A 12,289-nucleotide genomic window follows, 5' to 3' on the forward strand; every position below is an offset into this window, starting at 1 on the left:
ATTGGAGGAATTACAAATGAATATTAAAGAACAAGTAAAATTAATGAGAAATATTATAGAAAATGAATATAGACATATACAAAATCGTGAGAGAGAAGCATTAAATTTAGAATCAGATGACTATAGAATATCTCAAAATAATCAAGATGAGTTAATAAATAAATTACAATCTTTATTAGATAAAGAGGGGATTAATTATTTAGATGATTTGATAATGGTTGATAGTGATATTATGGGGATTTTATCTGAATATTACTTTAAAGAAGGAGTAAAAGCAGGATTAACTAATTTAAGTTTTTTAAATGAATATGAAACAAAATTACTTTTATAGTTAAAGAATTCGTAAGTAAAATTACTTAAAATATTAAACATATTAAATTAAGGAGAGTAAAAAAAATGAACTTAAACTTAAGTTATAAAATATTAGATGAAAATAAACAATTAAGCAATGATGATTCTATAAGAATATTAGAATCAATAAAAGAATCTGTAAAACAAGAATTACTAATTAAGGAGCTTCTCCATAGACAAAATAAAATACAAAAGGAATTAAGATAACAATTGGAAGAGGTTAAGCCTCTTCTTTTTAAAATATAAAATGTAGTGGCAATTAGTAAATAACACTACATAAAGGAGTGAATATATGTTTTGTTCAGTTAAAAAAGGTAAAGACAGTTTTGGAAATACATATAGATTTTATTTATGTGAGAGACATAGAGATAAAGAGACTGGAAAAGTTAAAAGTAGTGATAAATATATAATGACACTACAAGAAGAGGACTTTAGGGAAATTAAAATAAGTTATATAGTTAAGCATTTGGACAAAATTTTAAAAGAAAAGAATATATTAAATGAGAAGGTCGAAGATTTAATTTATGATAAATTTTTAGATATTAGAGAAGGCATTTTAGAAAAAGATAGACTTAAGCAAGAGGAAGAGTATAAACAGAGACAAAAAGAGTATGAGGAATATAGAGAGCATTATAATTCATATTCTAGTAGATTTAGTAGTGATATAAGTTCTATAAATTTTGATGACACTACAAAAGATATTGCAAAAGAATTTATAAAGTTAGGATTTAAAGCAATGGCTAAAAAATATCACCCTGATTTAACTAAAGATAATGGAGATAAAATGAAATTAATAAATGAGGTAAAAGAAAAGCTTGAGAACGTTCTATAGAATTATTTTTTATAGGTTAAGCCTCTTCTTTTTTACTATAGAATATAAAAAGAGCCCAGGGGGATGGACTCTTTTAAGTAGTGTGTGAATAGAAAAAAGTATATAACTTTTATAATTATTATACTACCTATTTTACTTATTTTTGTTAATAATTAGTAAATTTAAAATGAAAAGTAAATTTAACCTTTTTAAAGTAAAAATAGCCTTTAATATCAAGGCTTTCTTTATCTTAAAAGCTATTAAAAAATAAAAAAATAAATAAAAAATTAAATGGAATGAAAATTAAATGAAATAAAATCTACAATTGTACTATATTATGTTTATTTGTAAATAAAAAGAGCCTATAAAAGGCTCTTTTAGTATAAAAGGAAACAAATATTTAATAGAATATCTGTAAAAAAGTGTAATGTTATGTATTTAGATTATAACATACTACTATATATAAAAACAAAATTTCAAATAATGATGTTTATAATCATAATTAATAGAAAATTTTTAACTGCTTCATTAAGTAGCTTAATTAACTGTGATGAATTTTTACAGTTCTATAAGTGTAAGTAATTAAAATTATTATAAATAATATAAATTTATATACTAATTATCAATATACATTAAAAATACCAATGTAATAAAAATAGCACTGGTATTTTAATGTATATGGAATGTAAAAAATTTAATTTTAAAATAGCATAAATTATAATATTCATCAAGTAATATTATTGTAAACTTGGATAATTAAAGTAGATAAGTTTGTATTTTATAAAAATACAATAATAATATTTATATAAGAAACAATGTTTTAGTAATTTTTAATAAGCCTATGGTTGAATAAAAAAAATAAATTCACAAATTTCTAAAAAATGTTTAAAAATAAAAGATTTATATTTTAACTAAAATGAAATTTGTTAAGTTGAAATTTCCGCACGATATGTTTATATATACAAAGAATATTTAAAAGCTTACAGTAAGCTAAAAATAATATTATTGATAATATATATATTATTCAATATAACAACATTAATTCACTCACTTTTGAGATTTAAAAATAAGGTTTAAATTTTGAGATAACTATTTTATAAGGGCTCTTTTGATTTATGCTTAAAATATGATATAATTTTTTTTGTAAAAATAAAACACTTTCTGTATGTACTTTAATGTTAAAATTTTATTCAATAATTTAAGGAGTCTAGTCTATATAGGCTCTTTTTACATTTAAAAAGAAATCTTTATAGTTATGATAAAATATGATATAATATAAATAAGTTTTTCGTAAGTTTTTTTAGTTTAATCAAGTTAGTGTTTTTTATTAATTATTTTTTAAAAAGAACCCCTTTACGGGTTCTTTTTATTATAAATAAATATGATATAATGTAATTGTTATTTACTTTTATTCATTATTTAAAATAATTATAAAAAGAGCTTAATCTATATTAAGTTCTTTTTACTTATATACAATTATGTTATAATATAAATACCAATTTTAGATGTAAAAGCATTGTTTAGCAAACATTATTGTAAAAGAACCCTTTTTATGGGTTCTTTTTGTTTTAACTAAATATAATTTTTAGTTACTTTTATTATATATATATATATAATGTTTTATAATTCTAATTGTATTTTTAGTTGATTTTTTATTATTTTAAAAGTCAAAAAATGATAAGATACTCTGACATAATTTTTAAAAATAGTAATGAGCAAATGTTTTAAAAGATTACACTTATTTGATTTGTTATATTTTTTTATATAAAAAAGGTGGCAAAAATGTGCCACCATTAAACAATTATGAAAAACGAAAGTACTGGTTAATTTAATTATAACACTTTAAATTTCAAATTAAAAACACATTATATTGTATATTGTTTTATGTTGAATTAATAATGTTGTATTTCAGACAAATGTCATATTTCCTATTTATTGTATTACAATAACTAACGTTTATGTTTTCTAAAATCAATATCTTTGACATATAAATTTTTAACTTGAATTATTTAGTTTTTGTATATCTGTACTGTGCATATCCGAATTTTTGTTTTGGACTGTTCGGAATATTACTCCGTTCAGATTTTATTCTTCATAAATTTCTTTTAAATTTTCTCATTTAAAGTGTTCTAATAAAAGTGAAGCCTATCAAATTGCATTTTTGAAAGATAAAAAAAGTAAATCAGGATATCACCGTCAGGCTAACAAATTACTAGCACGAACAGATATTCAGCAGGCAATTTTTATGCAACAAATTTCGCTAGAAAAAAATTAAAAAGATTTTAATGAAAATTCTATGTTTTAAATATGAGAATATTTGTTCTGTTTATGGTTCAACATAATATTGAGGGTTTGACATGGTATCGAAGGCAAATAAAATGAATTGGGTTATTTTATCGGAAACTTATTATAAAAATATGAAAAAAATACTTAAAAGTGTAATTGTGTATTTAGATTATTTAAGAAAATTATTATTATCTATTTTATTAAAGAATAATAATCAGTTTACTATTATTAAAATAATAAATTAAATCGCTTTTTAAAATAGATTGTTTAATATTATACTATATTTATAGTCCAAACTAAAACTAATTGTATTAAACTAAATTTTTTTGTGTAGAGAAGAGGTTATTTATAAATAGCCTCTTTTCTTTATGCAATGAGAATATAAAAAGAGTTGATAACAATTACTTATGCATATTAAGGGTTCTTTTGAAGAACCGTTAATTAGAATCTTATGTATAGAATATTTATCCCAGTCCAATTTTGGACAGGGCTAAATCAATTTAAATTTAAGATTACATATAAATTGGAAAAGTGGAATTTTCTATTATCAGAATATTGTTGGTTTAATGTAATAAATTAATAGTATAAGATAATAGTTTTCGTACTTATGACGAGAATTAATCTAATAAGTTGTTTTGTAGGAAAAATACCATAAATAATACTAAAAGAGTAGGTAAAAGAAGTATATTTACTATGGGAATAGGATTAATATTATAAGAATTTCTATATTTAGGATAATAATTCGTATAGTGAAAAAACAAGTATTTTTGGATTATAATTTTAATTTAAAATTGAGTATAAAGTATTGAAAAGAAAGGGATTAGGCTATATTTAATATTTAAATATAAAGTCCAATAATCTAATATAAATGTGTACGAATAATAAGAACAAAAAGAAAATAGAAGCAAATTAAAAAATACATAAAAATTATAGTAAAATTTATTGCAATTAAAGCTTATTATAAAGTCAATAGATTATTTCGCAAGGAGCTGACTATATGATGAGTATAGAAAGATTATTACAAACATATAAAGCTAGAAAAGTTAAGATAATGACTTTAAAGCAAGAAAGAAATGTTTTTAATTATGATGAGGAAAGAGTTGAATTGATAACTAAAGAAGTCAATGAGCTTAGCTACTATCAACAGAAAATTAAGAATGGACTACTAATATTAAATGAATCAGAAAGAGAAATAATATATAAGAGATATATGGATTTAGATTATATATTTAAAAGTATGTTAGGATTGGGAAGAGATTTAAATAAGAGTTATGCACTATTAAGACAAGAATATAAAAATGCAATGTTAAAATTAAAAAGATGGGAAGATGGTAAAGAGTTATATTAAATTTTATAAAGAATACTCATATAATAGTTAGTATTATTCAAATATAGTACTAACTATTTATTTATGTAGAAAAATATATTTAATTATAAGGGATAAGAGGGGTTATGGTTTTTATAAAGATAGTTATAGATTGATGTAAGTTTTATGGATAAAAATAAAAAATGGATAACTTATACACGCCCGTAAATTATACGATACAAAATTATATTAATTATTTTATAATCTTATATTAAAGATAAATAATATAGATACGATAATTTAATGAAAGAATTTATAAGTAAAAGGAGGTAAATATGAGAGTTTTATTTTGCAGTGAAGACGGAGACGTAAGATATAAAAAAAATATAGAGGAATTAGATAAGATAATGCCTTTAATTAAGAAAGGAATGGAAGTTAATTTTTATAAAAGTAAAGATGATTTTTTGCATGGATATGTAAATGATATTATGATACAGGTGGATGAAAATAGTGATGAAATAGAATTATACGTTTATATTGTATAGCAATTAAAAAATAATTATAGAATCCACAGGTAGTGAGTTGGAATTTAATAAATAGAGATTTACCAGCTACTCTTTTTAGGGGAGTTGGTATCTTTATTTTTAAAGTAAATAAAATTAATTTTTATGAGGTTACACTACCGTTGCACTACTTTAGATAAAAAAGAAAACCTGTTAACTTATAAAACCCAGTGTTTTCAATAGTTAACAGGTTATTGTAATTTGTTTGGTGCCACCAGTGGGAATCGAACCCACACGGTAAAACCGCATGATTTTGAGTCATGTGCGTCTGCCAGTTCCGCCATGGTGACTTAATATATAAATAACTTACTAAAATATTATATCAGAATAAATAAGTTAATTCAAATAAAAATACAAATAATTAAAAACAAATATTTATAAATTTTTAAAATAAGGTTGTTTGATTCTACTACTTTTGATAAAATGAGTGTAGGATAAAATTACCCGGTGGGGCAATTTTTGACCTAGATAGAAATATAGATTTTAAAAAGGTCTATTAATCTAATAATAGGGAGGAGAAAAAGAATATGATGTATTCAACAGAAGTTCAAGAAATGTGTGTAATCGCTAAAGGTCCTAACCATGGTCCAGCACCAATTCCTGTAGAAGGGAAATGGGTTCTAGCAAAAGAAGTAAAAGATATATCAGGTTTAACTCATGGAGTGGGCTGGTGTGCACCTCAACAAGGAGCTTGTAAACTTACTTTAAATGTTAAAGATGGTATAATAGAAGAGGCATTAGTAGAAACAATAGGATGTTCAGGTATGACTCACTCTGCTGCTATGGCTTCAGAAATATTACCAGGAAAAACTATATTAGAAGCATTAAACACAGACTTAGTTTGTGATGCTATAAACACTGCAATGAGAGAATTATTCTTACAAATAGTATACGGAAGATCTCAAACTGCATTCTCAGAAGGAGGATTACCAATAGGAGCTGGTCTTGAAGACTTAGGAAAAGGATTAAGATCACAAGTTGGTACTATGTACGGAACTCTTGCTAAAGGACCAAGATATCTTGAAATGGCTGAAGGTTACGTAACAAAAATTGCTTTAGATGAAGATAATGAAATCATTGGATATAAGTTTGTACACTTAGGAAAAATGATGGAGTTCGTTGCTAAAGGAATGAGCGCTAACGAAGCTATGGAAAAAGCATCTGGACAATACGGAAGAGTTGCTGATGCTGCTAGATTAGTAGATCCAAGACACGAATAATTAAATTGAGATTGTAAGGAGGAATTTTATCATGGCATTATTTGAAAGTTATGAAAGAAGAATAGATCAAATCGTTCCTGTTCTTAAGAAATATGGGATGGAAAAAATAGAAGATGCTAAAGCTGTATGTGCTGAAGCAGGGATTGACCCATACACTATAGTTAAAGAAACTCAACCAATCGCATTTGAAAATGCTGGATGGGCTTATACTTTAGGTGCTGCTATAGCAATTAAAAAAGGATGTAAAAAAGCTGCTGATGCTGCAGAAGCAATCGGAGAAGGATTACAAGCATTCTGTATCCCAGGTTCAGTTGCTGATGACAGAAAAGTTGGTTTAGGACACGGAAACTTAGGAGCAATGCTTTTAAGAGAAGAAACTAAATGTTTCGCATTCTTAGCTGGACACGAAAGTTTCGCTGCTGCTGAAGGAGCTATCAAAATAGCTGAAAAAGCAAACAAAGTTAGAAAAGAGCCATTAAGAGTAATCTTAAACGGTCTTGGAAAAGATGCTGCTCAAATAATATCAAGAATCAATGGATTCACTTATGTTCAAACTGAGTTTGATTTCTATACTTCAGAATTAAAAGTAGTTAAAGAAAAAGCTTACTCAAACGGAGAAAGAGCTAAAGTAAGATGTTATGGAGCTAATGACGTTAGAGAAGGTGTTGCTATAATGCACGCTGAAGGAGTTGACGTATCAATAACTGGTAACTCAACTAACCCAACAAGATTCCAACACCCAGTTGCTGGAACATACAAAAAAGAATGTTTCAACGAAGGTAAGAAATACTTCTCAGTTGCATCAGGTGGTGGAACAGGAAGAACTCTTCACCCAGATAACATGGCTGCTGGACCAGCTTCATACGGTATGACAGATACTATGGGAAGAATGCACTCAGATGCACAATTCGCAGGATCATCATCAGTTCCAGCTCACGTTGAAATGATGGGTCTTATCGGAATGGGTAACAACCCAATGGTAGGAGCTACTGTTGCTGTAGCTGTTGCTGTAGAAGAAGCAATGAGTAAATAATCTATATTGAATAAAACTTTTATAGTTTAAATATAGTAACCTTGTATATACTATTAGTGTATACAAGGTATTTTTTTATATGATTTTTAGGAGGAAAATATATGACTTCATCTACTTTAACAAGTATTATTCCAGATTTGGTATTGATAGCTATATTAACAGGAATAAATGCTTTCTTTTCATCAGCTGAAATGGCAATAGTTTCAGTTAATAAAACAAAAATTAAATTGTTAAGTGAAGAAGGAGATAAGAGAGCAAAGCTTTTAGAAAAATTAATGAATGAACCAAGTAGTTTTTTAGCTACTATACAAGTAGGAATAACTTTTGCAAGTTTCTTCTCTAGTGCATCAGCAGCTACAGGAGTATCAGCAGAAATATCTAGAATATTAAGTAGATATAATATTCCATATATAAATCAGATTTCTTTAATCGGAGTTACAATTATATTGTCTTATATTACATTAGTTTTTGGTGAATTAGTACCAAAGAGAATTGCTTTAAAAAAATCAGAAAAAAAAGCTCTTTCATCTGCTAGAATTATTTATTTTGTTTCTATAATTGCAAAACCATTTATAAAAATTCTTTCTTTTTCAGCTTTAGTTGTTTTAAAGCTAACAAAAAATGATGAAGAGGGGATTGAAGAAAAAGTTTCCGAAGAGGAAATAAGAGCAATGCTTTCAGAGGGAGAAGAATATGGAACAATAAAAGAAGAAGAAAGAGAAATGATAGATAGTGTTTTTGAATTTAATGACATTATGGCAAAAGAAATAATGACTTCAAGAAAAGACACTTATATGATAAATATTGAAGATACATATGAAGAATATATGGAGCAAATTTTTAATCTCCAATATTCTAGAATTCCTGTATATGAAGGGAAAATAGATAATATAATAGGTATACTTTACTTAAAAGACTTTTTAGTTGAAGCTAAAAGAGTTGGATTTGAGAATATAGATATAAGAAAAATACTTCAGGCACCTAAATTTATTCCCGAAAATAAAAGAACAAATGAACTTTTCAAAGAACTTAAAAAAACTAGAAATCATATGGCTATACTTATAGATGAATATGGAGGTTTTTCAGGAATAGTTACTATGGAAGATTTGATTGAAGAAATAATGGGTGACATTGAAGATGAATATGATTTAGAAGAACCTAATATACGAAAAATAGATGAAAAAAATTATATAGTTAAAGGTACATATACTATTCATGAGTTTAATGAATTTTTTGATGTAGAGTTAGAAGAAGGAGATTATGATACTATAAATGGATTTATGATAACAAAAATAGGAGAAATTCCTGATTATGATAAAGAAGTAGTATTAGATATGGATTCATTTATTTTAGAAGCTATAGAAATTAAAGAAAGAAGAATAGAAAAAGTAAAAGTTACAATCAAATAAAAAGTTATCACAAATCCGTATAATTAGTTGTTAAATACACGAATAATATACGGATTTTTTTAATTTCCAGTAAATATTTTAAATAAAATTATAAAAAATATTCGGATAAGTGTAGAAATATGAAGGAAAATAGTTTATTATAAATTAGTACTAAATTTGAAAGAGTGATATGATGAAAAAATTTTTTAGAAAAGATGGATTATTAGATAACTATTTTGAAATTACTAAGAATGGTTCTAATACTAAAACTGAAATATTAGCTGGGGTAACTACTTTTATGACAATGGCTTATATTTTAATAGTAAATCCAGCAATACTTTCAGAAGCAGGAATGAATAGTGGAGCAGTATTTACTTCAACAGCTGTTTCTGCAGTTATAGCAACTTTAATTATGGGGTTTTATGCAAAATTACCATTTGCTCAGGCTCCAGGAATGGGATTAAATGCATTTTTTGCTTACACTATAGTTTTACAAATGGGATATTCATATGAATTTGCTTTAACAGCTGTTTTCATAGAAGGAATAATATTTATCCTTTTAACTTTATTTAACGTAAGAGAAGCTATAGTTAATTCAATACCTGATTGTATAAAAAAAGGAATATCAGTAGGGATTGGATTATTTATAGCACTTCTTGGACTTGAAGGAGCAGGAATAGTTGTGCATCCAAAAGATGGTGGAACAATTCTTGCTTTAGGAAATGTGGTTAAAGGACCAGGACTTTTAGCTATTATTGGATTATTAATAACAGGAATTCTTTTAGCAAGAAGAATAAAAGGAGCATTATTTATTGGAATGATTTTAACAGCCATAATAGGAATTCCTTTTGGTATTACTAAAGTTCCTACAGCTATAGTTAGTGCACCACCTTCAATTACACATAGCTTATTTAATTTTCAATGGCATGATGTATTATCAATGAATATGGTAGTTGTACTATTTACTTTATTATTTATGGATTTATTTGATACAATAGGAACTCTTGTTGGAGTTGCTACAAAAGCTAAAATGATTGATGAAAATGGACGAGTACCAAATATTAAAAAGGCACTTTTATCAGATGCTATTGGAACAACAATTGGAGCATGTCTTGGAACAAGTACTGTAAGTACTTTTGTAGAAAGTGCATCAGGAGTAGCAGAAGGTGGAAGAACTGGATTAACAGCAGTTACTACAGGAATTATGTTTATAATTTCATTATTTTTCTTCCCTATATTTGGTGTTATAACTTCAGCAGTTACTGCTTCAACATTAATATTAGTTGGTCTTTTTATGATTGAGCCAATTAGAGAAATAAACTTAGAAGATTTTACAGAATCAATTCCAGCTTTTTTAACTATAATAATGATGCCTTTTTCATATAGTATTTCAGATGGAATAATATTTGGAGTTATATCATATATAGTTTTAAAAGTAGGGACTGGAAAAGCGAAACAAGTTACTCTTACAACTGTAATAATTGGAGTTATTTTTATTCTGAAATTTTTTATAAAATAGATATGATTAAACACAAAATCTGTAAAGATTTTGTGTTTATTATTTTTTAATAAGTTATAAAATGATCAGAGTTAATATAATGATAAAAAGAATAGGGGGAAATTAAAAAAATTAAGATATAATTCGAATAAAATTTAAAATAAGAAAAAATAATTTATATATTAACAAAATGTTGCTGAATTATGTAGAAATTGATAAAATAATATTAAGGGTAAATGAATATATACAAAAGAAAGTGGGACAAATAAATGATAGATAATGAAGAAAAGAAATTAAGATGGTATAATTTAGCATTCATGGCCTTCGTAATGGTATTTGGTTTTGGTAATGTTGTTAACAATTTTGCGAATCAAGGATTAGAAGTTATAGTATCATGGATTCTTATATTAGCATTATATTTTATACCATATGCGTTAATGGTTGGAGAGCTTGGTTCTGTATTTAAGGATAGTAAAGCAGGAGTAAGTAGTTGGATAGGAAATACAATGGGAAGAAGACTTGCATATTTTGCAGGATGGACATACTGGGTTGTACATATTCCTTATTTAGCACAAAAGCCACAATATGTTTTAGTTGCTTTAGGATGGGTATTTAAAGGTGATGGTACATTCTATAGTAGTATGAATCCTTTAGTTGCTCAATTAATATCTTTAGCAATATTCTTATTTTTCTTATGGATTGCTTCAAGAGGAATGAATTCATTAAAGAAGATTGGAACAATAGCAGGAACAGCTACTTTTGTAATGGGTATTTTATATATACTATTAATGCTTGGAGCACCTTTTATAAGAGGAATACATCCAGCAACTACTGATGTTTCTGTTCATACAGTTATGCCTAAATTTAATTTTATGTATTTAACAACTATTTCAATGCTTGTATTTGCAGTAGGTGGTTCAGAAAAAATTTCACCATATGTAAATAATACAAAAAACCCTAGTAAAGAATTCCCATTAGGAATGATTTTATTAGCTATAATGGTTGGAGTAACTGCAATATTAGGTTCAGTTGCAATGGGAATGATGTTTGATGCAAATAATATTCCAAAAGATCTTATGATGAATGGGCAATATTACGCATTTAAATTATTAGGTCAATATTATGGTATTGGAAATGTACTTATGATAATTTATGCAATAGCAAATGTTCTTGCACAAGTTTCAGCATTAATATTCTCAATTGATGCTCCTCTAAAGGTTTTACTTGCAGATACAGATGATGAGTTTGTACCAAAAGGATTAACTGTAGTAAATAAACATGGAGCACCTATAAGAGGTTACTTAATGACAGCTATATTAGTTGGTATATTAATAATAGTTCCAGCTTTAGGAATTGGAAATATGAATGAATTATTCAATTGGTTATTAAGACTTAATGCAGTAGTTATGCCACTTAGATATTTATGGGTATTCTTAGCATATATTGCAATTAAGAAGGCTGTTGGAAAATATGATTCACAATATAAATTTATTAAAAATCATACTATAGGATTAATAGTTGGTGTTTGGTGTTTCGCATTTACAGCATTTGCATGTATATTTGGAATGGTTCCTTCTGGAATACCAGTGTATACTTCAGGATGGTGGTTCCAACTTATATTAAATGTAATAACACCATTTATATTAATTGGGCTTGGTTTTATACTTCCAATTATAGCAAGAAGAAAAAAGAAAAGAGCTTAATTAAATTTATAATAAAAAGTTTTACAATTAGTAAATATAGTAGAGTTAAAACTACTAAAAAGTCCTTTTTCAAATTGAAGAAGGACTTTTTTAATTATTATTAAAATAAATTTGTTTTTATTGACAAAAT

The 12,289-nt window shown here is 26.0% G+C and carries 10 protein-coding genes and 1 tRNA gene; 10 read left to right on the forward strand and 1 reads right to left on the reverse strand.

Going from position 1 to position 12,289, the window contains the following annotated elements:
- Positions 1–16 precede the first annotated feature (16 nt).
- The 5 genes from HMPREF1092_RS02765 to HMPREF1092_RS02780 all read left to right on the forward strand — a co-directional run bounded on the left by HMPREF1092_RS02765 (position 17) and on the right by HMPREF1092_RS02780 (position 5,299).
- Entirely contained in the window at positions 17–331 is a 315-nt protein-coding gene (locus HMPREF1092_RS02765) for a hypothetical protein (protein WP_002597073.1), read from the forward strand.
- A gap of 65 nt (positions 332–396) precedes the next feature.
- Positions 397–558, forward strand: coding sequence for a hypothetical protein (locus tag HMPREF1092_RS17065; protein WP_002597074.1), 162 nt, complete (start codon positions 397–399; stop codon positions 556–558).
- Between the two features lie 85 nt (positions 559–643).
- Entirely contained in the window at positions 644–1,183 is a 540-nt protein-coding gene (locus tag HMPREF1092_RS02770; protein WP_002597075.1) for a hypothetical protein, read from the forward strand.
- A gap of 3,262 nt (positions 1,184–4,445) precedes the next feature.
- Positions 4,446–4,796, forward strand: coding sequence for a hypothetical protein (locus HMPREF1092_RS02775; protein ID WP_002597077.1), 351 nt, complete (start codon positions 4,446–4,448; stop codon positions 4,794–4,796).
- 293 nt (positions 4,797–5,089) lie between these two features.
- Entirely contained in the window at positions 5,090–5,299 is a 210-nt protein-coding gene (locus HMPREF1092_RS02780; protein WP_002597078.1) for a hypothetical protein, read from the forward strand.
- A 224-nt stretch (positions 5,300–5,523) separates the two neighbouring features.
- On the opposite strand, the gene HMPREF1092_RS02785 is transcribed toward HMPREF1092_RS02780, so the two are convergent.
- A tRNA-Leu gene (locus HMPREF1092_RS02785) sits at positions 5,524–5,607 on the reverse strand.
- Positions 5,608–5,844: 237 nt separating this feature from the next.
- Between HMPREF1092_RS02785 and HMPREF1092_RS02790 the strand changes: the two genes are divergently transcribed.
- The 5 genes from HMPREF1092_RS02790 (at position 5,845) to HMPREF1092_RS02810 (ending at position 12,159) form a co-directional block, all read left to right on the forward strand.
- Positions 5,845–6,537 (forward strand): iron-sulfur cluster assembly scaffold protein, encoded by a 693-nt coding sequence (locus HMPREF1092_RS02790; protein WP_002597079.1) that lies wholly within the window; start codon positions 5,845–5,847, stop codon positions 6,535–6,537.
- 31 nt (positions 6,538–6,568) lie between these two features.
- Positions 6,569–7,570, forward strand: a complete 1,002-nt coding sequence (locus HMPREF1092_RS02795) for a GGGtGRT protein (protein ID WP_002597080.1) — start codon at positions 6,569–6,571, stop codon at positions 7,568–7,570.
- 101 nt (positions 7,571–7,671) lie between these two features.
- A complete protein-coding gene (locus HMPREF1092_RS02800) occupies positions 7,672–8,979 on the forward strand; it encodes a hemolysin family protein (protein WP_002597081.1) in 1,308 nt (435 codons plus the stop codon).
- A gap of 172 nt (positions 8,980–9,151) precedes the next feature.
- Positions 9,152–10,477, forward strand: coding sequence for an NCS2 family permease (locus HMPREF1092_RS02805; protein ID WP_002597082.1), 1,326 nt, complete (start codon positions 9,152–9,154; stop codon positions 10,475–10,477).
- A 248-nt stretch (positions 10,478–10,725) separates the two neighbouring features.
- The gene (locus tag HMPREF1092_RS02810; RefSeq protein ID WP_002597083.1) at positions 10,726–12,159 is read left to right on the forward strand and encodes an amino acid permease; all 1,434 of its coding nucleotides are present in this window, start codon (positions 10,726–10,728) and stop codon (positions 12,157–12,159) included.
- Positions 12,160–12,289: the final 130 nt, after the last annotated feature.

It is taken from the genome of Clostridium thermobutyricum, from assembly GCF_000371465.1.
GTDB classification, from domain to species: Bacteria; Bacillota; Clostridia; order Clostridiales; family Clostridiaceae; genus Clostridium; species Clostridium thermobutyricum.